The organism is Gemmatimonadota bacterium, from assembly GCA_041390105.1.
In the GTDB taxonomy this organism is placed as follows: Bacteria; Gemmatimonadota; Gemmatimonadetes; order Longimicrobiales; family Gaopeijiaceae; genus JAGQIF01.
Genome location: JAWKQO010000001.1, coordinates 1,594,631 through 1,616,708 on the forward strand (window position 1 = coordinate 1,594,631; position 22,078 = coordinate 1,616,708).

The window sequence follows — 22,078 nt, forward strand, 5'->3', positions numbered from 1 at the left end:
CGCTCCATCAGAAGCTGAACTGGGCGCCGAACTGCAACAGGCGCGTGCGGGGTTGGGGGCTCATCCGCGTGAAGAGGACCTGCAGGAAATCCTGCTGGTTCAGCTCCGCGAAGAGATTCCCTTCAGTCCAGTGGATGGAGGACTTGAGCCCAAACTCCGGGCTCACCCAATAGTTGACGCCCATGGCCCACTCGCGGTGGTGCGTGAGGTCGCCGGGGGCTGTCGCCGGCGGAGGTAGCGTGACCTTCACGTCGAACCAACTCCACTGTCCTGCGACCTGCCAGTTGCCCCCGATGAACTGGGCCACCTCTACGTATGCACTGGTGGCCCGGTCGTCGGTGCCCGGGATCTTGTCGATCTGACGCGCGATCTCTCCGCGCACCCAGGTCCGGTCGATCACGTATTCGGCCTGTCCCGCGTACACATGGTATCGCAGCGTCGAGCTTGGTGAGGTATACGATTCCGGCCGCCCCGAATAAGCAGAAGCACCGATGCGCAGCCCATCGACGGGCGCCTCGATGACGAGCCGCCCCCCGATCACTGCCTCGCTCTCGAAGAGCACGTCGCTGACTCTGGCCGCGCTGTCCGCTGCAGCCGAACTGATGAGCGCCAGCGCCGATTCCTCTTGCTCGAACTCGATTCCGCCGCCGTAGAGGTCGTAGTCGAGGCCCCACCGGTTGGAGAGTGAGACGCTGCCGCTGAGGCCTACCCCTCGGTAGGACTTGCTGGCGATGGCCACCGGTCCATAGATGACCTGGGGCAAGTTGAGGAACGGGCGGACCGTTCCCAGCCCCGCGACCTCCGAGTAGATCCCGAACGGGTGCTTGACCTTGCCAACGCGGACGTGCAGGGCCGGGTTCAGCTCCCAGTCCGCGAACGCGTAGTCGAGGCTCGTGCTCGACCCATCGAATCCGTTGCGAAGGAACAATTGCGCGTTGAGCTGCACGGCGGGAATGCCCGTGCTGGTGAGCTTCAGCGCGAAGTTGGTCTTGGAGTATTCGCCGTCGTCGTCCGCCCCCAGGAATCGGTTGACCGAGGTCTGGCCGAAAGACCAGCCGCCGAAACCGTGGATGTCGACCGGCCGGATGTCCTGCGCGGTCAAGGGGGACGTCGCGAGTACGGCGACAAGGCAGAGCCCAACACTGCCTTGCAGCGTGCGCATGGTTCCTACTCCCTTCTCCTGGGTGCCCCGGCGGCGGCCGCCGGGCCTCGTACTCTAGGATCGGGAGGATCTCACGGGGGGTTGAGCCGCCGGCCGTCGCTGCGCCGGCGCCACGCCCCGATGAGGCGCGGAGGGGTGCCCCGGCCGCGGCGCGGGCCGGACTCTGGAGCAGGCGGTGGGGTGCCGCAGGCGGCTCGCGTCAGCCTCCGCAGAGGGGCTGGTCAAGCTCACCCGGCCGCCAACGCGCTGCGCCCCTGGGGGCATCGAGGTGCAGCTCCGCGGCATACAACATGGTGCGGTCGTCGTCACGGGCCGCCCAGCGCAGCAACGTCCCCACATCCGCAGCCACGTGTCCCTCATGGACGTCGATCCCGTTCCAGCGCACTCGTACCGGCTGGGCCAGATCGAACGCGTCCGGGGAGAGCAGGAGCGTGAGCGCCCGGACGCCGCGCGACCGGATCCGGATCAGGTTGCCTTCCCGGGACAGGTCCGCCCTCCCGGAGGTCGTAGAGGGAGGAACGAGTGCCGACGCAGGGAACTCGACGTCGGAAGGTTGGTCTCCCAGCGCATCGATGCGCAGCCAATGGGCCCGCCCGGAATGCTGCGGCGACTCGGTCTCCCAGGAGATGCAGCGCGGATGAGGCTCTCGCGGGAAGGCAGCGACGAAGGCGTCGATGCGTGGGACCTCCTCCGGCCACCAACCGGTCTCGTGCCCGTACCCGCGCTTGGGACGGTACTCGATCTGCGCGCCGGCGTTTGCGAACTCCACGATGAATGGATCTACGGAGCTGGCCGGATACAGTCGATCCTCTTCGCCGTTGACGACGTACAGTGGCTTGTTGACGAGGTTGCTCGGGAAGACTTCGCCTTCGGCACCCACCGCCGGATTGAGCAGCACCACCGGGTGCCCGATAAAGGGCAGAAACGAGGCCCAGGGCGTGGTGTCGCGGAAGGCCATCCACCAGGCTCCCGTGCCCCCGTCCGAGACGCCGGAGAGAGAGATCCGATTCTCGTCGATGTTGTAGGTCCGGCGGAGAATACGCAGGATCTCGCGCAGGTTCTCCATCTGCGCATTCTGCCACCAGCGGCGCGTCCTCCACGCGGCCGGAAAGACCGCGATGTGATCCTCGCTGGCCAGGCGGTCGGCGTCGCGCCACCAGAGCTCGTCCTGCGACGGGCGCTCCCGCATCACGCCGCCATGGAGGTAGACCCGCACCGGCCAGCGGCGCTCGGCGGTGTAGCCCTCCGGAACCTGGGCGAAGTAGGGCAACTCCACGCCCTCCGCGTCCGAGCGCACCCCGCGAACACGACCGGTGGGCACGTCGCTGCCGTACACGCGCCCGCTCCGCAACAGCGGGAGCACCTCGCCGAAGGGGGTGCCCGCGTCGAGGATGGCGCGCGCTGCGCGCTCGCGCTCAGCCTCCGAGCGCGCATCGAGGAACGCGCTCACGAAGGTGGACGCTGCCGTGGCCTCTTGCGCCAGCACCGGCAACGCGCTCGCGGCCAGCGGGGCGGCTGCCAGCAGCGTGGCCAGGCATCCAGAACGCGCCGCAGACAGCAGGCCCGGCCGACTACACGAACAGGGTGCGCAGCGGCTCGAACCCGTTGAAGCAGACGGATGAATACGACTGCGTGTAGGCACCTGTGGCCCCGATGCGTAGGCGATCCCCGATCCTCAGGTCGAGGGGGAGCTCATAATGCGTCGTCTCGTACAGCACGTCCATGCTGTCGCAGGTGGGGCCGGCCAGCACGACCGCTCCCCGCGGCCCTGTACGTGCGCTCACGATGGGGTATTGAATCGCCTCGCCAAGCGTCTCCGCCAAACCGCCGAACTTTCCGACGTCCAGGTACACCCAGCGACGGCGGTCCTCTCCTCGGGCCGCGACCAGCAGCACCTCGGTCTCGATGACGCCGGCATCCCCCACGAGGCTGCGCCCGGGCTCGATGATGAGGTCGGGTAGGTCGTCTCCGAAGGCACCCCTCAAACTCTGACAGATCACGCGGGAGTACGCATCGAGGCCGGGGATCGGCCGCCGGTAGGCGGTCGGGAAGCCTCCGCCCAGGTTCAGGAGCCGCAGGCGGACGCCAGCCGCCCCCAGACGCCGGAACACCCGGCCCGCTGCGACGATGGCGGGACCCCACTGCTCGGGATCCGTCTGTTGGGAGCCCACATGGAAGCTGATGCCCACCGGCTCCAACCCGAGGGCGGCCGCCCGCAGCAGAACTGCGTCGACCTCCGAGGGATCACAACCAAACTTGGACGAGAGTGGCCATTCGGCGCCCGTGTTCTCCACCCGGATCCGACACACGACCTCCGCTCCGGGTGCTGCGCCGGCGATCTTCTCGACTTCGTCCACCGAGTCCACGGCGTACACGCGAACGCCGCGCGCCCAGGCCTCCGCGATGTCTGCAACCCGCTTGATGGGGTTTCCGAAGGACAGAGCCCCGGGGCCGGCCCCGGCGGCGAGCGCGGCTCGCACCTCCTGGATGCTGGCCACGTCGAGTCTGCATCCCAACGCCAGGAGCCGCTCCAGGACCTCACGCGCCGGGTTGGCCTTCATGGCATAGAACACCCGAGCCCGGGGAAAGGCTTGGGACAGGGCGCGGTAGTTGTTCTCGACCCGTTCGAGATCCACCACCAGCACGGGCGTGGTCAGTCGGGTGGAGTCCAGAAACCGGTTCAGCCGGGGCGTCATTCCCTTCGTCCTCCTTCGCAGGGCGAACTAGTAGGCGACACTGGGACGAGAAAGAGGACATTCGAGGGGGGGTGGCCTCCCCCAGGGTGCCATCCTACGCTTGGCTGCATCCACGGGGGGCGGACGGCGGCAGGGTGCCACCCGTGTGAGAACGCCTGCAGGGCACAGGAGAGTCGAGGGGCATGACGTCCAACGCGCCGCACTTCACGGCATGGCTGGACCGTTTCTTCGCGTCCTACTACGCGGAGCGGCCGGTCAACGCCACCTTCATCGGCGAACACAGCCACGATCACCGGCTGCCGGATTGGTCCGACAGCGGGTGCGGGGATACGGTGGCGGAGATGGTGGCCGAGCTGGATGCACTGGAGCGGCTCCCCTCCGAGCCTTTGACCCCCATCGAAGCGTTGGACCGGCGACTGGCGCGCGGCTTCCTGCGTATCCATTGCTGGGAATACGCGTCACCGCTATTCCAGCGAGGGAACCCCAGCCTGCACACCGGCGAAGCGGTGTTCGCGCTCCTCTCACTGTTCCTCACGGACTATGCGCCACTTCAGGAGCGGGTGGAGGCTGCGCGTGCGCGCATGGCGGCCTTACCGCTCTTCCTCGCCAACGCCCGCGCACAGATCCGGGAAGCCCCGCCCGAGTGGACCCGCCGTGCGATCCGTGAGTGTGAGGGTGCCATCGCCTTCCTGGGTGAAGGACTGTCGCGCTTGCTGGGCGGGAAGGGTTCCCTGAACGATCGCGTGCTGCGCAGCGCGGACGCCGCTGCCCGCGCCTTCGCTGACCACCGCCACTTCTTGCAGTCGGACCTGACGGCAGGCTGGCAGCCCCCCCCCTCCGCGGGGGAAGAGGCGTTCGACGTGTTGTTGCGCGAGGGTCACTTCCTATCGGAGAGCGCCGCAGAGGTGGTGGCCTACGCGCGCGATCAGTTGGCGCGTGCCCGGGCACAGCTCGCTGCCTCCACCGCTGCCGCCGGGGGTAGCGAGGCGGAGATCGCGGAGCGACTCGCGGCCGGCCACGTCACTGTGGACGGCTACCTGCACCGCTACTCGGAGATCTGGCAGACCATGCGGGCCCATGCTGCGGGCCATGACCTGGTCACCTGGCCGGACTTCCCCCTCCGCTATGTGCCCCGGCCTCACTGGGTACGCTCCAGCGCGCCATCCTTGTACTTCCTCTTTTACCGCTCTCCGGCCGTGTTCGCTCGCCCGCCCGTGCACGAATACCTGGTCGAACCCATCGAGGAGGATCTGGACGAAGCGGAGCAGGAGCGTCGCCTGCGCGCACACAACGACTCCGTCATCAAGCTGAACCACGTCATCCACCACGGCGGCATCGGACATCACGTCCAGAATTGGCACGCGTTCCAGGCGGCTTCCCGCGTCGGACGCATCGCCGCCGTCGACTGCGCCTCACGCATCGCCATGTTCTGCGGGGGCACCATGGCCGAGGGCTGGGCCTGCTATGCCACCGACGTGATGTCCGAGACCGGTGCCCTCACGGCGGATGAGCGGGTGGCGGAGGCGCGCTCCCGAATCCGCATGTGCGCCCGCGCCATCGTGGACGTGGAGCTGCACCACGGGCGGATGACCCTGGACGATGCGACGCGCTTCTACGAGCAGACCGCCGGGATGGCCGCTGGGGCGGCGTCGGCCGAGGCGGTCAAGAACAGCATGTTCCCTGGCGCGGCCCTCATGTATCTCGTGGGCACCGACAGCATCCACGCCCTGCGGCAGGCCACCGCGCGGCGCCAAGGAAGCGATTTCCAGCTGCGCGCGTTCCACGACCGGGTTCTCTCCTACGGGTCGGTGCCGGTCCGCCTGGTGGGCGAGCTGATGGAGATGTCCGATGCTGAGTGAGCGCACGTTGGCGTACGCCCAGGAGGCGCTGGCAGCCCTCCTCGGCCTCGACGCGCTCTACCGCAGGGAGAGCGGCGATGGGGACGGGTTGGCGGTGCTCAACCTGGACCGGGAGGGCCGACACCGCCCGGAGGGGTTCGAGAGCTACGAAGAGGCCGCGGAACGTTTCACGGGACTGAGCGAGCGTGCCGGTGACCTTCCCGAGCCCGATCGCCGGGTCTACTACCAACAGCTTGCAGTCTCGAGCCGGGCTTTCTGCGCATGGCGTGCGAAGAACCTGACCTTCGAGCAACAGCTCGGCCGTTTCCTCCACGTGCCGGTGGCGCCAGCGTCCGATGCCGAGCTGGATGCGCTGCGAGACGGAATGCGGACCCTCCTGACCGAAATGGGCTATTCCGGCGACCTGCGTTCGCAATGCGCCCGCTGGGAGGCCGACAACCGGGTGCCGCCCGACGAAGTGGAGGGCGTGCTCAATCAGCTCCTGGAGGAGGCCTGGGCCCGCACGGAGGACCGGCTCCTGGAGATTCCCGCGGCCCCGAGTGATGGGATGCGCGCCGTGGCGATCACGGGAGCCGCCTTCAACGCGCGCTGCAACTATGCCGAACGGCGGGTGGAGATCAACGTGGATCCGGTGTTGACGCGCCCTGCGCTCAAACATCTGGCCGTCCACGAGGGTTGTCCGGGTCACTACGTGCAGTTCAAGTTGCGCGAGACCTGGGGACTGGAAGGGAGCGCCCCCGCCGACGTCCTGGTTTCGGTGGTCAACACCGCCAGCTCGTCGGTGTTCGAGGGCATCGCCGATGCCGGCCTGGCCATGCTCGAGTGGATCGAGGACGGCCACGACCGGGTGCAGTCCTTGATGACGCGCTACCGGGCGGGGATCGGAACCGGGGCCGCCTGGCGGCTGCACGCGTTGGGGTGGCCCCGCGCCCGCGTCCAGGACTGGCTGCGCGACCAGAGCCTGGTCGGCGGAGACGGATGGGTGGAGGGCCGGATGGCGTTCCTGGAGGCCCCCGCCCGGGCAGTGCTCATCTGGTCGTATTGGTGGGGTGAGCCCTCGGTGCTTCCGACCTGGACCCGGGTGGCCCGCCCGGAGCGGGCGGAGTTCCTTCGCTATCTGCATGGCCGCCTGCACTCGGTCGACACGGTCTCCATGTTCAGGGGGGGCCCCGCGCAGAACTGACCAGCGGGGCCGTGCAACCCTGGGCAGCCCTGCCCTCACCCACCTCTGGACCTGCATCCCGGAGGGGACATGCGAAGCACAGCGGCGGCGCTGGTGGCAGTGTGGGGGGCGAGCACCGGACTTTCGGCCCAGAGCGTAGGAAGTGGGCAGGCCGGCCCTCGTTCATTCCTCGAGCGCGAACACGAGATCTTGCTGGCGCGCAGCGCCGCCCCGCCGTCCGTCAGCGCAGGTGCGGACGTCTACGTGTTCACCGCAGACGGGTACGTCTTGGCAGCGCGGGGCGGAAGCGGGGCGGCCTGCCTGGTGAGTCGCAGCTGGCCCGACTCACTCGAGCCCGAGTGTTTCGATCCGGAGGGTACCCGCACCATCATGCCCATGGAGATGACGCGGACGGAGCTGCTCCACGCGGGAGTGGCTCCGGAGGAGGCCGAGCGCCGGATCGCCGACGGCATCGCCGATGGGACGTTCCGCCTCCCGCAGCGCATGGCCGTGGTGTACATGATGTCCGAAGGGCAACGCCTCATCGCCGACGACGGGACGCCGGCGGGGAAGTGGCGGCCGCACCTGATGATCTACTCTCCGTGGCTGACCAATGAGGACGCTGGCCACTCCACGCCGCCCGGACTGATGGGAGGGATGGTCGTCGACTCAGGATTGCCGACGGCAAACCTGATGGTCGTGGTTCCCGAGTTCGTAGCGGTCTCCGGCGCAGAGGAAAGACCCTGAGCCGGGCATGGACGTAGGGCGCCCAGGCGCTGAGGCCGGCGACCGCGAGCTGGTCTCCGCGGTGCTGGATGGCGGAGACGAACGCGCCTTCCGTACGCTGTATCGACGGTACACGCCGCAGCTCCACCGCATCGCGCTGCGACTCACCGAGGATCGCGAGGGCGTCGCCGAGGACGTGGTGCACGACACCTGGGTCCGGGCGGTGGAGCGCCTGTCGACCTTCGGTTGGCGCTCGTCCCTGGGCACCTGGCTCACCGGCGTTCTCATCAACCGTGTGCGCGAACAGTGGAGAGCGTGGGGCCGTGTGGAGTGGGCCCCGCTCGAGCGGATCGCCGAGCCGGCCGTGCGTGCGGTGGCTCACGAGGCACGAGTGGACCTCGATCGGGCCATCACGGCGCTGCCCCCGGGGTATCGCGCGGCGGTCGTGTTGCACGACGTGGAGGGCTACTCCCATGAGGAGACCGCGCGACTCCTGAACATCGACGTCGGAACGTCCAAGAGTCAGCTCTCCCGCGCGCGGCGCCGCTTGCGGGAATGGCTCGAGCCGAAGGAGGCCACACCATGACGTCACCGCTCGACGAGCACAGCCGGGACCGTGGTATGGGCGACATCTCCCAGAGGCCCGATCTGGCTCGCCTGCGCGAGAGTCCCCCCCCTCCCGCTGCCCTCGAGGACCGCGTGGTGGCTTCGCTGAAGGCGCGCGGCTGGTTGGGACCGCGGCGGGGAGGGCGGCGCGCCTGGTTGGCTCAGGCGGGCGCGCTCGCAGCCGCGACGGCCGGCTTCCTCCTCGGTCGGGCCATCCCGGGGCGCTCAGCCCCGGCCCCGGCAACGACCGGCCCACGCTGGATGCTGCTCCTCTACGAGGATGACGGCTACCAGGCTCCCGCGCCCGGCGCAGAGTCTGAACGCGTGCAGGAGTACGTGCACTGGGCCCGCACACTGACGGATGACCTCCGTGCCGTGGAAGGCTCCGAGCTGGGTCCCGAGCGCGTGGTCGTGGCGCCCGCGCTCGCCGAAGCGCCGTCCCAGTCCGGGCCCGCAGCGGAACGTCTCTCCGGGTACTTCGTGATCTCCGCCGCCTCCATGGACGACGCACGCGGTGTGGCGGAGACCTGCCCACACGTGCGCCATGGAGGGAGGATCGTCATCCGCCCCCTCGTGTGATGGTGCACGAGGCACGAAGGCGGTGGCATTCGGGTAGGGGCACACTACCTTTCGCGGGTCCCGACCCGAGAAACGCGCCAACCACAGGTTCGTCGTCTTGTCTGCCGAGTCTCACGTCGCCCTCATCTGTTCATGGCTGGAGCCCGAGCTCGTCGAGCGCCTGCGCACCGATCACCCGGACATCGAGTTCCTGTACGAACCCGAGCTGCTGAGGCCCCCGCGGTACCCCGCTGACCACAAAGGCGCGGAGCGGACCCGCTCGCTGGCGGGCGAGCGGCGCTGGCAGTCGTTGCTCGAGCGCGCCACCATCCTCTTCGACTTCGACCAGACGCACCTGGAGGATCTTCCGGAGCGCGCGCCGCGGGCGCGCTGGATCCAGGCCACCAGCGCGGGGATCGGGCAGTTCGTGCGCAGGATGCGCTATGCCGAACGAATGCCGGGGGTGGTCTTCACGACAGCGCGCGGCGTCCACCGGGCGCCCTTGGCGGAGTTCGCCGTGATGTCGATGCTCCTGCACGCTCGCCGTGCCCTGCACATGATGGAGGCACAACGTCGCCGGACCTGGCAACGTTTCGCCGGTACGGACCTGGAGGGTCGCACCGTCGTGATCGTCGGCCTCGGGGCAGTGGGGAGCGAGGTGGCGCGCGTGGCGGAGGCGCTGCGCATGCGCGTGATTGCGCTGCGGCGCCACCCCGATCGGGACCTCGCTGGGTCGGAACACGCCGCGACGCCGGGCCCCAGGACCGGGGCTCCCGAACCACCGCCCCCGCGCGTCCTGGGTCCCGAGTCCCTGACCGACGTCCTGCCCGAAGCGGACTTCCTTGTGCTGATCGCTCCCCACACGGACGAGACGGAGCACATGATCGGGGCAGCGGAGCTGGCGGCCCTGCCTCCAGGGGCGGCACTCGTCAACATCGGCCGAGGGGCGCTGGTCGACGAGCCCGCGCTCGTGGCAGCGCTCACCAGCGGACATCTGGGCGGCGCCTACCTGGACGTGTTCGAGGAGGAGCCGCTGCCGCTGGAGAGTCCGCTCTGGGGCATGCCCAACGTCTTGGTGAGTCCCCACTCCGGCAGCACCAGCGACCGCGAGAACGTGCGTATCGCCGACCTGTTCTCGGAGAACCTGCACCGTTGGCAACGGGGAGAGCCTCTGCTCAACCGGCTGGACCCTGATCGGTTGTACTGACGTAGGCGGGCGCTTGCCCTCCGCTGCGGCGGAGCGGAGGTTCGAGGCAGTCGCCCGTCACCCGCTCGGAGGGTTCCACCATGCTGCGTCGCGATGCGCTCCGGGTGCTCGCCATGGCACCGGTGCTGGCCCGAGCGCGCCCTTCGGGCCTCCGTCCGCCCAAGCGCGTGGTCGTGATCGGCGCCGGGATCCTGGGAAGCGCTACGGCCTACCGCCTCGCCACCCTCGGGGCGGAGGTAACGCTCTGTGAGCGTGCTACGCCCGGCTCGGGCGCCTCGGAGAAGTCGTTCGCCTGGATCAACGCGTACGCAAGCAAACAACCGCGTGGCTACTACGAGCTCAACCGCAGCAGTCAACTGGTGTGGCGCGAGCTTCAGGACCGCGTCCCCGAGCTTCCCCTGAAGTGGGGAGGCCGCATCGAGTGGCAGCCCAGCCCGGATGCGGTCGCGGAGCTGTCCGGAGCCGTGCGCCGGCAGCAGTCCTGGGGTTATCCGATCGAGATGCTCGATCGCGCGGCCCTGCGGGCGCGTGCACCTGCGCTCCGCCTGCCCGACACAGTGGAATCCGGTGTCTTCGCCAGCGACGAGGGCGGACTCGACGCCGGCCGCGCCTGCCAGGTGCTGGCCCGAGCAGCGGAGACCGCGGGCGCCCGCCTCTTGCTCTCGTGCGAGGTTGTGGGATTCGACGTCCGTGGCGGACTCGTGCGAGCCGTGCGCTCGTCGGCGGGCGAGCTGCCTGCGGACGCCGTCGTGGTAGCGGCCGGAGTGGATACGCCTCGCATCGCTGCGTGGATGGATGTCCGGGTTCCACTACGTGACGCGCCGGGCGTGCTCGCCCAGTGCTCCGCCACCGGTCCAGAGATCGGACCCATCGTCGTCGGCCCCGACGTGATCGTGAAGCAGCACGCCGACGGACGCATGGTGATCGGAGGCGGGTTCACCGGCGAGCCGGTCTACCGCCGAGACCGGCCTGAATCGGAGCGCATGGAAGCCGAGCGCGTGCTGACGCTGGCACAGGCTCGCTTCGATGCGATGGACGGTGTGACGCTCGAGCGAACCACGGTCGGATGGCGGCCGCTCCCCACCGACGGCCATCCCGTTGTGGGCTTCCCGAGTGCGGCGCCCAATCTCTACCTCATGGTAACGCACTCCGGCGTCACCCTGTCCGCACTGCTGAGCCAGCTGGCCGCCCGCGAGATCCTCGAAGGTCTGGAGGTCGACTTGCTCGCGCCCTACCGGGTGGAGCGCTTCATCTGAGCGAGGGCGACGCTCAGCCGCCCATCAGCGACCGCGCCACGCTCGCCACCGCGAAGCCCAGATAGTTGCCCACGGCGTACCCGAGCAGGCCAACCGCCACGCCCGGGAGCAGGCGGTCGGTGTACCCGCGGGCGCTGGCCAAGGCCATCGCCGAGGCCGGCCCGCCCACGTTGGCTTGCGAGGCGACCGCGAGCGTCTTGAGATCGAGCCCGACCAAGGAACCGCCCACGAAGGTCACCAGACCGTGGATGGCAACCGTGATGAGCGCGAAGTAGAAGATGGGCGGTCCCACCGCCACGATGTTGGCCACCACCGAGCTGGCCCCGTTGCTGGCCAGGAACCAGAGCACCAGGTAGTTGCCGAAAACCGCCGCTCCACGCAGGCGACGGACCCAACGGGACTGCGCGAGGATCAGCGCGATGGTCGTGAGCCACAACACGCCGGGGAGCGGCGTGCGTGCGGCCAACAGCTCAGCAGCCCAGAGCGTCCCCAACACCACCACGGTCAGCCCGCCGATGTCGGACAGGGATACCGTTCCCACCGTCGCGTACAGGCGGCGGTCCAGCGCGTCGGCCGACCCGACCGGGCCCTCTGTCTGCGCTTCCAGACCGGGAACAGCCCCGCCTTTCCCGCGTCCCCACAGCACCGGCACGGCCAGACAGGTGGCCATCCACACAGCGGTGACGATCACGTCCGCCGCGATCCCGGCCGCGAAGAGCTCACCGCTCGTCTCCAAAGCCGCCCCCACGGCGGCGAAGTTGGCTCCGCCCCCCGTGTAGGTGGCCGTGTACTGGCCGGCCAGCTTCCACGTCTCTGGACCGATGGCGCCGGACAACAGAAAGGCGGCGGTGGCCGCACCGGCCATGGTGCCCAGAGCGCCCACCCCGAACGCACCCAGCATCCGCGGGCCGGCCTGGACGACGGTACGCAGATCGACCGCGAGCAGGATCAGGACGATCCCGGCGCTGACGGCGGGTCCCGCCAGAAAGTCGTACGCAGGCGACTCCCCGGGGATCAGGCCGACGTTGGAGAGCACCATCGCGAGCAGGATGCTCACCAGGGCGGCGCCGAGCGACCGGAAGAGACGTCGGTTGGCCTCCAGCCAGACGGCACCCAGCACGACGGCGGCCAGGATGAACAGGTGCGCGAGGGGGCTCGTGATCATCGCGCGAGGATAGGTGTCGACCGCGCCGGGCAGCAAGGCCGGTCCGTCCTTGCGTCGTGTCGCTACCCCCCCGCACTCTGGGCGGATCTTCACCGTGCCGGCCCCGCGGGGTCCGGTGCCCGTCGGCCCTTTCTGGACCCAGGCACACCGCATCATGATCCGAGTCGCAGGCACGGCGCTTCCTGTCCTTCTTCTGCTCGTCGGCTGCAGCGGGGACGCACCGCGAGCGTCCGCCAGCGCGGACGGAAGGCCCATCCTGCGTGTCGCGTACGCGCGGGAGATCGACGTGCTGAACCCGTTCACCAGTCAGAACCTGGTCGACATCCAGTTCAGCATGATGGAAGGCCTGATCACCACCGACGAGCACAACACCTACGTTCCGGTGCTGGCCAAGGCCATCCCCACGGAAGCGAACGGCCTGGTGGTGCGGAATCCCGACGGCACAGTCGACATGACCTGGCCGCTCCAGGAGAACGTGCGCTGGCACGATGGGGAGCCGTTCACCAGCGCCGATGTGTGCTTCACGTGGGGGTTCGTCTCGAGCCCCGGCTCCCAGACCTACAACCGGGACCAGTACCTCAACATCACGGATTGCCTCATGCCGGACGAGCACACGGTGGTGCTCCGCTGGAACGGCATCTACGGCTATTACGCCGGCTTGTTCGAGGCGATCCTGCCCGAGCACGTCCTGGGCGGCATGAGCACCGAAGAGGTCGTCAACTTCGAGCCCTACAACCGAGGCTCGCGTACCGTCGGCACCGGCCCCTTCCGTTTCGTGGAGTGGCGTTCCGGCGAGTACATCCGTGTGGAGCGGAATCCGGACTATTGGCGGGGGAATGGTGAGCCCCACATCGACGAGATCGTCTGGGCGTTCATTCCCGACAACAACACCCGCTTGAACGCCCTGAAGGCCGGGGCCCACCACTGGGGCCAGATCCAGCCCACCCAGGTGGCCGAGATGGAGGGCGCCTCCGGCATGCGGGTCCATCTGGTCAGCTCCAACTCGGTCATGCACCTGGACCTGAACGTGACCACCCCCAGGGGACGAACGCTTTTCGGAGACCGCGACGTCCGTCGTGCCCTCTTCCAGGCCATCGACCGCCAGGCCATCGCAGACCAGCTCATGCAGGGCACGGTCGAAGTCGCCAACTCTCCCATCAACCCTACCAGCCCCTACCACAACCCGGATGTGCCCCCGTTCGCCTACGAGCCCGAGGCAGCGCGTCGGCTGCTCGACGCGGCCGGATGGCGGGCTGGGCCGGACGGCATTCGGACCAAGGATGGGGAACGCTTCCGCTTCACGCTCCTCAACCGGGCGGGGAGCACGGACCGCATCGCCATTGCCCAGGTCATCCAGGCGCAGCTGCGTCAGGTGGGCATCGAGGTCGGGTTCGAGACGCTGGAGAGCGCAGCATGGACGCAGCGCTGGCGCAGCAGTCAATGGGAGGGGATCATCAGCGCCTGGTTCCTCCCCGCCGACCCCAGCCTCACCGGCCTGTACGCCTGTGAAGGACCCAACAACATGACCGGCTTCTGTGACCCCGAGCTGGACCAGCTCCTGGAGGAGTCCGATCAGCATCTTTCGTTTGAAGAGCGCAAGCCGCTGCTCGATCAGGCCCAGGTGCGCTTGCAAGAGACGGCGCACACGCTGCTGCTCTACCACAACGTGATCCCTGAGGTCGTCAGCGAGCGGATCGGCAGCTATCGCGGCAGCGGCACCAACTTCGGCAGCTTCTGGAACCTGCACGAGTGGACCCTGGACCCCGCTCGCTGACCTCGAGGCGCTGATGGGAGCCTACGTCCTGCGCAGGCTGCTGCAGATGATCCCGATGGCGTTCGGGATCAGTGTCGTGCTCTTCGCCGTGATCCAGGCAGCGCCGGGAGGGCCCGAGGGCGCATTGCTCGAGAGCGGCCGCTTCATCGATCCCGCAGTGATCGAGGCCTACCGCGAGCGACTGGGAGTCGACCAGCCGGTTCCGGTCCAATACGTGCGCTGGCTTTCCGCGGCGCTCACCGGCGACCTGGGCATCAGCTTCTCCACCACCCGGCCGGTGCTGGACATGATCCTCGAGCGGCTGCCGGCCACGGTCGAGCTCATGGGCGCGGCCTTCCTGTTCGCGGCCCTGGTCGCCACGCTGCTGGGGCTGATCAGCGCGGTCAAGCAGTACAGCGCGGCGGACTATGCGGGAACCGCGCTCTCTTTTCTCGGCATGGCCATGCCGGTGTTCTGGTTCGCGCTCATCCTGCAATGGGTGTTCGCGGTCAAGCTGGGGTGGTTGCCCGTGTCGGGCACCGAGACCGTGGGCGCCAGCTCGCTCGGAGACCACCTGCTGCACCTGGTCCTTCCCGGGCTGGTGCTCTCCTTCCGCTACATCGCGGGCTGGTCGCGCTACCTGCGCTCCAGCCTGCTCACGGCGCTGCGAGCGGACTACGTGCGCACGGCCCGGGCCAAGGGACTCTCGGAGCGCGCCGTGGTCGGGGTGCACGCCATCCGCAATGCCCTGATCCCTGTGCTTTCGGTCATGGCGCTCAACCTCGCAGGACTCTTCTCGGGCGCCGTCATCACGGAGACCGTGTTCGCCTGGCCGGGGATCGGGCGCATGTTCGTGCAGGCCATGTTCGCGCGCGACTATCCGCTGCTGATGGGCATCCTGATGCTGGGCTCTCTGATGGTGATCGTCTTCAATCTGGTGGCGGACCTGCTTTACGGCGTCCTCGATCCGCGGATCCGCTATGAGTGAGCCGCGCTCGGATCCACGGCCGGCTGGGGCCCATCGCACCGCCAGCGCACGGTCCCGCACCTGGCGCCGATTGTCCCGGCACACGCCGGCCTGGCTTTCGTTCGGCGTGTTCGTGGTCGTGGCCGCCGCGTGCGTAGCTGCACCGTGGATCGCCCCCTATGAGTTCGACGCCATCGACCTTGGCAGCATCCGGGAGGCGCCCTCCTGGGCACACTGGATGGGCACGGACGACCTGGGGCGCGACCTCTTCACCCGCGTTCTCTATGGTGGCCGGATCTCCATCCTCATCGGCGTGTTGTCGGCCCTGCTGGGCACCGGCCTGGGCACGCTGGTCGGCGCGCTGGCGGGATACTTCGGCGGGCGCACCGACGGCGTTCTCATGAGAGGCACCGACGTGGCGTATGCCATCCCCACCCTGCCGCTCCTGATCGTGCTCAGCTCCTACACGCAGGCCGCCGCGGGCTCGATGGCCCTGATCATCGGTCTGCTCTCCTGGATGACGACAGCCCGGGTGGTACGTGGGGAGCTGCTCTCGCTCAAGCAGATGCCGTACGTGGAAGCCGCGCGCAGCCTGGGCGCCACCAGCGGACGCATCATCACCCGTCACCTCTTGCCCAATGCGGTGGGCCCCATCGTGGTGGGCGCAACGCTGGCCGTGGGGAACGCGATCGTCCTGGAGTCGTCGCTGAGTTTCCTGGGGCTGGGCGTGCAGCCACCCACTCCGACCTGGGGCAACATGCTACAGGACGCCCAGGCCACCATGGCCACCAATCCATGGCTCACCCTCTTTCCCGGGCTCGCGATTCTGGTGATCGTGCTGGCGGTGAACTTCCTCGGCGATGGTCTCCAGGACGCACTCGATCCCGCGGGGCGGATGCGATGACGACGCTGTCCCCGAACGACCGGCCGCTCGTGTTGCAGGTCCGCGACCTGGTGGTGCGCTTCGACGCGGAGCAGGGCACGGTGCATGCTGTCAACGGCGTCTCCTACTCGATCGCCGCCGGCGAGGCGCTGGCCCTGGTGGGCGAGAGTGGTTCCGGGAAGACGGTCAGCGCGCTGGCGCTCATGGGGCTGGTCCCGACGCCGCCGGGGCGCGTCGAACGAGGCCGGGTCCTGCTACGCGAACGGGATCTTCTCACCCTCACGCCGCGTGAGTGGCAACAGGTCCGGGGCCGTGAGATCGCCATGGTCTTCCAGGACCCCATGAGCTCGCTCAACCCGGTGCTGACCATCGGGCGTCAGATGACCGAAGCGCTGGAGGCCCACCTGCACCTGGGGCGGCAGGCCGCGCGTGCCCGCGCGGTCGAGCTGCTCGAGCGCGTCGGGATCGCCGGAGCCGCGCAGCGGCTCTCCGACCACCCGCACGAGTTCTCCGGTGGGCAGCGCCAGCGGATCGGGATCGCCATGGCGCTGTCCTGCGATCCGGTGCTGTTGATCGCGGACGAGCCGACGACGGCCCTCGACGTGACCATACAGGCGCAGATCGTGGAACTCGTGCAGCGTCTGCAAGACGAGCTGGGCACCGCCATCCTGTGGATCACCCACGACCTGGCTCTGGTGGCAGGCTTCGCGGACGTCGTCGCCGTCATGTATGCCGGCACGCTCGTCGAGCAGGCGCCAGCCGCACGCCTGTACACGTCACCTCGACATCCGTATACGGTCGGTCTGCTGCGTTCCCTGCCCCGCATCGATGCGCCTCCGGAGCGCCGCCTCCCCTCCATCGAAGGGGCCCCGCCCGATCTGACCGAACTCTCCCCTGGCTGCCCCTTCGCGCCACGCTGTTCCCTCGCCGTTGAGCGGTGCCGGGCCGAGCACCCCCCGCTCCAGACGGTGGCCGAGAATCACACGGCGGCCTGCTGGCGCTGGGAGGAGGTGGGCGCATGAACGGCGCTGCGCCGTTGGTCCGCGTGCGCGACCTCGCCGTGCACTTCCCCATCCGGCGGGGTCTCCTGCGGCGGCAGGTCGGTGCCATTCGCGCGGTGGATGGAGTCGACCTCGACATCCGGGCCGGCGAGACGCTGGGCCTGGTCGGCGAGAGCGGCTCCGGGAAGTCGACGACGGGGCGCGCCTTGTTGCGCTTGCAGCCCGCGACGTCCGGTACGGTGGAGTTCGACGGTGTCGACCTGGCCTCGCTGGCGCCCCCAGCGCTGCGGCGCCTGCGGCGCGACATGCAGATCGTCTTCCAGGACCCGATGGCGTCTCTGAACCCACGTCGCACGGTGGGTGATACCGTGCGGGAGCCGCTCGACATCCACGCCCTGGGCACGCCGGCGGAGCGCAGGGCCCGGACGCAGGTGCTGCTCGAGAGAGTAGGGCTGGATCCGGCTTTCGCTTCCCGCTATCCGCACGAGTTCTCCGGAGGCCAGCGGCAACGCGTGGGCATCGCTCGAGCCCTGGCCACCGGTCCGCGCTTCGTGGTGGCGGACGAGCCCATCTCGGCGCTGGACGTCTCCATCCAGGCCCAGATCGTCAACCTGCTCGCCGACCTGAAGGAGGACTTGGGCCTCACCTACCTCTTCATCGCCCACGATCTCGCCATGGTGCGGCACCTGAGTGACCGGGTGGCCATCCTCTATCTCGGTCGGGTAGCCGAGATCGGGCCCACACGCGCAGTGTTCGACGCCCCACGCCACCCCTACACGCGAGCCCTGCTCTCGTCGATCCCGATCCCCGACCCCTCCCGTCGGGCGCGCTCGGCACCGTTGGTTCCCGGTGAACTCCCCGATCCGGCCCATCCGCCGGCGGGGTGTCGGTTCCACCCGCGCTGCCCGCTGGCCACCGACCTCTGTCGCCGCCAGGCCCCCGTTCTGACCCCGACCTCGCCCCAAGGCGAAGGACACCAGGCCGCCTGTCACCACAGCGAGTGACGTGTCACGAGTGCTGCCGCCGCCCGATCCTCGCGGTTCAGGGGCGGGCGCCAACCTCCGCGCTTGCCGCCACCCCCAGGCGCCCGCATCCTACCGACGTCCCCGGTCCGCGGTTGGGCTCGGGGCCGCAGTCCATGCAGCCGCTTCTTTGGAGGAAAACCGATGCGCGCGTCCGCCCCGCGGGCTCTCTGGATCGCAGTTCTAGTCGCGTTGCTGGCCCCGTCCTGGGTCTCTGCCCAGAGGGCCGATCGACGTCTTCGTGGCCTCAAGGACGAAGCACTGCAGCTGGTGGAGGCCCGCTCCAAGCAAGTGCAGGAGATCGTCGACATGCTGTACTCGTTCGGCGAGCTCGGCATGCAGGAGTTCGAGACCCAGAAGTATCTGACGGGCCTGCTCGAGCAGGAGGGCTTCCAGATCCAACTCGGTGTGGCCGGCATGCCGTCGGCCTGGACCGCGCGCTGGGGATCTGGCAAGCCGGTCATCGCGCTCGGTTCCGACGTGGACGGCATTCCCCAGTCCAATCAGAAGCCGGGCGTCGGCTACCGGGAAGCCATCATTTCCATGGCACCGGGCCACGGAGAAGGGCACAACTCGGGACAGGCCGTCAACATCGTGGCGGCGCTCGCGGTCAAAGAGCTCATGGAGCGCGACAACATCCCCGGGACCCTGATGATCTGGCCGGGCATCGCGGAAGAGCAGGTCGGCTCCAAGGCCTTCTTCGTCCGTGAGGGGATCTTCAACGACGTCGACGTGAACCTCTTCACGCACGTCGGCTCCAACTTCGGGATGTCCTGGGGCCAGGGCGGCGGCAACGCGCTCTGGTCGGTGCAGTTCCGCTTCACCGGCGAGACCGCCCACTCCGCGGGTTCACCCTGGCGCGGGCGCTCGGCGCTGGATGCCGTGATGCTCATGGCCCAGGCCTGGGAGTTCAAGCGTGAGCACCTGCAGCCGGCCGCACGCTCCCACTACATCATCGTGGACGGTGGAGACCAACCCAACGTGGTGCCGCAGACGGCGACCATCTGGTTCTACTTCCGCGAGCGGGACTATCCGCGCACCAAGGCCATGTACGACGCAGCGGTGAAGATGGCCGAAGGCGCCGCACTGATGACCGGGACCACAGTCGACACCATCATGACGGTCGGCTCCGCATGGGGTCGTCACTTCTCCAAGCCCGTGGCAGAGGTCGCCTACGCCAATATCCAAAGGGTGGGCCTGCCTCAATGGAGCGAGGCGGATCAAACGCTGGCGCGCGGACTGCAAAAGGAGCTCGGCGTGGACGAGGACGGCCTGGCCGACTCGATCCCCGAGTTGAGCGGACCGGTCGATCTGGAGCGGTCTCTGGGCGGCGGCTCCGATGACATCGGTGACATCTCCTGGAACATGCCGACCATCACCCTCAACTACCCGTCGAACATCCCGGGCGGCCCCGGACACAACTGGGCCAACGGGATCGCCATGGCCACACCCATCGCCCACAAAGGCGCCGTGGCCGGCGCCAAGGTCCAGGCGCTGACACTTCTGGACCTGTTGCTGACGCCCAAGCTCGTCACCGATGCCTGGGACTACTTCAATACCGTGCAGACCGCGGAGACCAAGTACACGCCGTTCATCGCTCCCACCGATCAGCCCGCCATCTGGCTGAACGAAGAGATCATGGCGAAGTGGCGTCCGCAGATGCGAGAGTACTATTACGACCCCTCGCGCTTCTCGAACTACCTCGAGCAGCTCGGGATCGAGTACCCCACCGTGCGGACGCGGCCGGTCAGCGAGCAAGACGGGCGCTGATCTCCCTCGCACCACCTGGAGCGCCGGGCGTCCCGCACGCCCGGCGCTCTTCTTTCACCGTGGACACCCATGCCTGAACGACTCCGGGTCGGCGTGATCGGCGCAGGGCGCTGGTCCAACACGGCCCACCTTCCTGGCTTCCACCGCTCGCCGGCGTGCGACCTCGTCGCCATCTGCGACCGAGACCTCGATCTCGCACAGGCCCGTGCCGCCCAGTATGGCATCCCCGACGTGTACACCGACGCGGAGGATCTGCTGGGGCGCGACGACCTGGACGTCATCGATGTGGTGACCCGCGGCGATCACCAGGAGCTCGTCTTCGCCACGCTCCAGGCCGGCAAGCACTGTCTGGTCGAGAAGCCGGTCTGTCACGACTACCGCGATGTGTGGCTCGCGCACCGCCTGGCGGAGTCCAAGGGCCTCAAGACCAAGGTCGGGCTGACCTTCCGCTACGCCCCCGCGGTGATGTACATGTTCGACCTCATCCGGGAGGGTTTCATTGGGCAGCCGTACATCTTCAACGGGTACGAGCAGAACTCGCAGTGGCTCGACCCGGACAACCCGATGGACAAGCGTATCCACAAGACGAAGCCCGTGGACGAAGCCCCATGGGGGACGGACCTGAGCCGCGAAGGCATCACCGTCTCCTCGCTCGAAGGCTACGGTGCCCCCACCATCGACATCGGGTTGGAGTGCGTGGGAGCGGACCTGACGCAGGTGGTGGGGATTCTTGCCAACATGGTCCCCTACCGCCGCCGCACCAACCTCGACAGCGAGCGCGAGCGCATCAACATCGACGACGCGGACATGTTCATGGGCGAGGCTGCGAATGGAGCACTGTTCTCCATGCAGTCCTCCTATGTCACGGTCGGAAACTACCCGGGAATCGAGGCCAGGATCTTCGGCTCGGAAGGAGCGTTGATCGTCCGGCTCGTCGAGGAGTTCGGTGTCATCCAGACCTTGCACGCGGCCCAGCCGGATGCCGTGGAGTTCGTGCCGCTGGAGATCCCCGATCGCTACTTCCCGCCCGGCTACCAGGAAACCGACGCATGGGGCACCGCCTTCTACGGCAACCTCGTTCACAATTTCCTGGAGGAGATCACGGACGGCGGCCCGGTCAATCAAGGTGACTTTGCGCAGAGCGCGCGTGTTCAGGAGATCATCAACGCCGTAGCGCTGTCGCACCGGGAGCATCGTTGGGTCTCGCTCCCCTTGGAGGGGGAGGACGGCGCTGCACTGCCGGCCAGCCCCTTCTGACGCGGGTAAGTCACGATGTCCGACCGGATCTTGCGCTGGGGTGTGCTGAGCACGGCGAACATCGGTCGCGCAGCCGTCGTTCCCGCCCTGCACGCGTCCCCTCGGAGTCGCGTGGAGGCGGTCGCCAGTCGAGACCAGGCACGGGCCCGTCAGTTCGCCGAGGCCAACCGCATTCCCCGGGGCGTGGGGAGTTACCAGGCCTTGCTCGACGATCCCGAGATCGACGCCGTCTACATCCCGCTCCCCAACAGCTTGCACCTGGAGTGGACCCGGAAAGCCGCCGAGGCGGGCAAGCACGTGCTCTGCGAGAAGCCACTGGGCCTCGGCGCCCGGGAGTGCCTGGAGATGGACCGGGTGGCCCGCGTGCACGACGTGCGGCTCATGGAGGCGTTCATGTACCGCTTCCACCCGCGCAGCGAGCGCCTGTTGGAGATGGTCGGGTCGGGTGCCCTGGGAGACCTTCGCATGATCCGCAGCACGTTCACGTTCCGACTGACACGCCCCGACAACATACGCCTCGATCCCGGCCTCGGTGGTGGGGCCCTGCTGGACGTGGGATGCTATTGCGTCAACGTGAGTCGCATGGTTGCGGGTCGTGAGCCTCTGGCGGTCCAGGCCACCGCGCGCTGGAGCGAGCGCGGCGTGGACGAGGAGCTCACCGGGACGCTCTTCTTCGAGGGAGGTCTCGTGGCCCGTTTCGACTGCGCGCTCACCATGGAGCGTTGCGAGCAGGTGGAGGTCGCCGGGACCGACGCCTGGCTCCGAATCCCGCAGGCTTTCCTGCCGGGAACGAACGACTGCGTGATCGAGGAGCATCGGGGGCGGTCCGGGCGCGAAGACCACCTCGTGCCCGGCGCGGATGAATACCTACGGATGGTGGAGCACTTCGAGGACGCCGTCCTCGACGGACTCCCGCTGCGGTACGATGCCCGCGAGGCGGCGCGCAACCTGAAGGTGATCGAAGCGATCTATGTATCCGCGCGGGCGCAGGGTGCGCGTGTGGATCTCGATCGGGAGGCGCGGTGAGC

General features: G+C 68.4%; 19 protein-coding genes. 15 read left to right on the forward strand and 4 right to left on the reverse strand.

Going from position 1 to position 22,078, the window contains the following annotated elements; all coding sequences use genetic code 11:
- Positions 1 to 7: 7 nt before the first annotated feature.
- The 3 genes from R3E10_07050 to R3E10_07060 form a co-directional block, all read right to left on the reverse strand.
- A complete protein-coding gene (locus R3E10_07050; protein ID MEZ4415496.1) occupies positions 8 to 1,162 on the reverse strand; it encodes a hypothetical protein in 1,155 nt (384 codons plus the stop codon).
- 199 nt (positions 1,163 to 1,361) lie between these two features.
- Complete coding sequence (locus tag R3E10_07055) at positions 1,362 to 2,648, reverse strand: hypothetical protein (protein MEZ4415497.1); 1,287 nt, start codon at positions 2,646 to 2,648, stop codon at positions 1,362 to 1,364.
- Between the two features lie 85 nt (positions 2,649 to 2,733).
- Entirely contained in the window at positions 2,734 to 3,858 is a 1,125-nt protein-coding gene (locus R3E10_07060) for a type III PLP-dependent enzyme (GenBank protein ID MEZ4415498.1), read from the reverse strand.
- A 182-nt stretch (positions 3,859 to 4,040) separates the two neighbouring features.
- Here R3E10_07060 and R3E10_07065 point away from each other — a divergent pair, with 182 nt between their 5' ends.
- The 7 genes from R3E10_07065 to R3E10_07095 all read left to right on the forward strand — a co-directional run bounded on the left by R3E10_07065 (position 4,041) and on the right by R3E10_07095 (position 11,232).
- On the forward strand, positions 4,041 to 5,717 hold the full coding sequence (locus R3E10_07065; GenBank protein ID MEZ4415499.1) for a DUF885 family protein: 1,677 nt from the start codon (positions 4,041 to 4,043) through the stop codon (positions 5,715 to 5,717).
- Entirely contained in the window at positions 5,707 to 6,900 is a 1,194-nt protein-coding gene (locus R3E10_07070; GenBank protein MEZ4415500.1) for a hypothetical protein, read from the forward strand. The genes R3E10_07065 and R3E10_07070 overlap by 11 nt, the downstream gene beginning before the upstream one ends.
- A gap of 69 nt (positions 6,901 to 6,969) precedes the next feature.
- Positions 6,970 to 7,626: a hypothetical protein gene (locus tag R3E10_07075; GenBank protein ID MEZ4415501.1), complete on the forward strand. Its 657-nt coding sequence runs from the start codon at positions 6,970 to 6,972 to the stop codon at positions 7,624 to 7,626.
- A 7-nt stretch (positions 7,627 to 7,633) separates the two neighbouring features.
- Positions 7,634 to 8,191 (forward strand): RNA polymerase sigma factor, encoded by a 558-nt coding sequence (locus tag R3E10_07080; protein ID MEZ4415502.1) that lies wholly within the window; start codon positions 7,634 to 7,636, stop codon positions 8,189 to 8,191.
- The gene (locus tag R3E10_07085; protein MEZ4415503.1) at positions 8,188 to 8,790 is read left to right on the forward strand and encodes a hypothetical protein; all 603 of its coding nucleotides are present in this window, start codon (positions 8,188 to 8,190) and stop codon (positions 8,788 to 8,790) included. The genes R3E10_07080 and R3E10_07085 overlap by 4 nt, the downstream gene beginning before the upstream one ends.
- Positions 8,791 to 8,887: 97 nt before the next feature.
- Positions 8,888 to 9,976, forward strand: coding sequence for a D-2-hydroxyacid dehydrogenase (locus R3E10_07090; protein ID MEZ4415504.1), 1,089 nt, complete (start codon positions 8,888 to 8,890; stop codon positions 9,974 to 9,976).
- Between the two features lie 80 nt (positions 9,977 to 10,056).
- Entirely contained in the window at positions 10,057 to 11,232 is a 1,176-nt protein-coding gene (locus R3E10_07095; protein MEZ4415505.1) for an FAD-dependent oxidoreductase, read from the forward strand.
- Between the two features lie 13 nt (positions 11,233 to 11,245).
- On the opposite strand, the gene R3E10_07100 is transcribed toward R3E10_07095, so the two are convergent.
- A complete protein-coding gene (locus R3E10_07100; protein MEZ4415506.1) occupies positions 11,246 to 12,490 on the reverse strand; it encodes a DUF819 family protein in 1,245 nt (414 codons plus the stop codon).
- Between the two features lie 61 nt (positions 12,491 to 12,551).
- Between R3E10_07100 and R3E10_07105 the strand changes: the two genes are divergently transcribed.
- From R3E10_07105 to R3E10_07140, 8 genes are all read left to right on the forward strand, one after another.
- Entirely contained in the window at positions 12,552 to 14,171 is a 1,620-nt protein-coding gene (locus tag R3E10_07105; GenBank protein ID MEZ4415507.1) for a peptide ABC transporter substrate-binding protein, read from the forward strand.
- A gap of 13 nt (positions 14,172 to 14,184) precedes the next feature.
- A complete protein-coding gene (locus tag R3E10_07110; GenBank protein ID MEZ4415508.1) occupies positions 14,185 to 15,138 on the forward strand; it encodes an ABC transporter permease in 954 nt (317 codons plus the stop codon).
- Complete coding sequence (locus R3E10_07115; GenBank protein MEZ4415509.1) at positions 15,131 to 16,021, forward strand: ABC transporter permease; 891 nt, start codon at positions 15,131 to 15,133, stop codon at positions 16,019 to 16,021. Before R3E10_07110 ends, R3E10_07115 begins: the two co-directional genes overlap by 8 nt.
- Positions 16,018 to 17,022, forward strand: coding sequence for an ABC transporter ATP-binding protein (locus tag R3E10_07120; protein MEZ4415510.1), 1,005 nt, complete (start codon positions 16,018 to 16,020; stop codon positions 17,020 to 17,022). The genes R3E10_07115 and R3E10_07120 overlap by 4 nt, the downstream gene beginning before the upstream one ends.
- A complete protein-coding gene (locus R3E10_07125) occupies positions 17,019 to 18,005 on the forward strand; it encodes an ATP-binding cassette domain-containing protein (GenBank protein ID MEZ4415511.1) in 987 nt (328 codons plus the stop codon). Before R3E10_07120 ends, R3E10_07125 begins: the two co-directional genes overlap by 4 nt.
- A 162-nt stretch (positions 18,006 to 18,167) precedes the next feature.
- A complete protein-coding gene (locus R3E10_07130) occupies positions 18,168 to 19,793 on the forward strand; it encodes an amidohydrolase (protein ID MEZ4415512.1) in 1,626 nt (541 codons plus the stop codon).
- A 69-nt stretch (positions 19,794 to 19,862) separates the two neighbouring features.
- Positions 19,863 to 21,050, forward strand: coding sequence for a Gfo/Idh/MocA family oxidoreductase (locus R3E10_07135; protein ID MEZ4415513.1), 1,188 nt, complete (start codon positions 19,863 to 19,865; stop codon positions 21,048 to 21,050).
- Positions 21,051 to 21,065: 15 nt separating this feature from the next.
- Positions 21,066 to 22,076, forward strand: coding sequence for a Gfo/Idh/MocA family oxidoreductase (locus R3E10_07140; protein MEZ4415514.1), 1,011 nt, complete (start codon positions 21,066 to 21,068; stop codon positions 22,074 to 22,076).
- Positions 22,077 to 22,078: the final 2 nt, after the last annotated feature.

Bases quoted from the DNA above. Each gene is read 5' to 3' on its own strand.
- R3E10_07050 (MEZ4415496.1), bottom strand. From the start codon at position 1,162: ATGCGCACGCTGCAAGGCAGTGTTGGGCTCTGCCTTGTCGCCGTACTC.
- R3E10_07060 (MEZ4415498.1), bottom strand. From the start codon at position 3,858: ATGACGCCCCGGCTGAACCGGTTTCTGGACTCCACCCGACTGACCACG.
- R3E10_07065 (MEZ4415499.1), top strand. From the start codon at position 4,041: ATGACGTCCAACGCGCCGCACTTCACGGCATGGCTGGACCGTTTCTTC.
- R3E10_07070 (MEZ4415500.1), top strand. From the start codon at position 5,707: ATGCTGAGTGAGCGCACGTTGGCGTACGCCCAGGAGGCGCTGGCAGCC.
- R3E10_07075 (MEZ4415501.1), top strand. From the start codon at position 6,970: ATGCGAAGCACAGCGGCGGCGCTGGTGGCAGTGTGGGGGGCGAGCACC.
- R3E10_07080 (MEZ4415502.1), top strand. From the start codon at position 7,634: ATGGACGTAGGGCGCCCAGGCGCTGAGGCCGGCGACCGCGAGCTGGTC.
- R3E10_07085 (MEZ4415503.1), top strand. From the start codon at position 8,188: ATGACGTCACCGCTCGACGAGCACAGCCGGGACCGTGGTATGGGCGAC.
- R3E10_07095 (MEZ4415505.1), top strand. From the start codon at position 10,057: ATGCTGCGTCGCGATGCGCTCCGGGTGCTCGCCATGGCACCGGTGCTG.
- R3E10_07105 (MEZ4415507.1), top strand. From the start codon at position 12,552: ATGATCCGAGTCGCAGGCACGGCGCTTCCTGTCCTTCTTCTGCTCGTC.
- R3E10_07110 (MEZ4415508.1), top strand. From the start codon at position 14,185: ATGGGAGCCTACGTCCTGCGCAGGCTGCTGCAGATGATCCCGATGGCG.
- R3E10_07115 (MEZ4415509.1), top strand. From the start codon at position 15,131: ATGAGTGAGCCGCGCTCGGATCCACGGCCGGCTGGGGCCCATCGCACC.
- R3E10_07120 (MEZ4415510.1), top strand. From the start codon at position 16,018: ATGACGACGCTGTCCCCGAACGACCGGCCGCTCGTGTTGCAGGTCCGC.
- R3E10_07125 (MEZ4415511.1), top strand. From the start codon at position 17,019: ATGAACGGCGCTGCGCCGTTGGTCCGCGTGCGCGACCTCGCCGTGCAC.
- R3E10_07130 (MEZ4415512.1), top strand. From the start codon at position 18,168: ATGCGCGCGTCCGCCCCGCGGGCTCTCTGGATCGCAGTTCTAGTCGCG.
- R3E10_07135 (MEZ4415513.1), top strand. From the start codon at position 19,863: ATGCCTGAACGACTCCGGGTCGGCGTGATCGGCGCAGGGCGCTGGTCC.
- R3E10_07140 (MEZ4415514.1), top strand. From the start codon at position 21,066: ATGTCCGACCGGATCTTGCGCTGGGGTGTGCTGAGCACGGCGAACATC.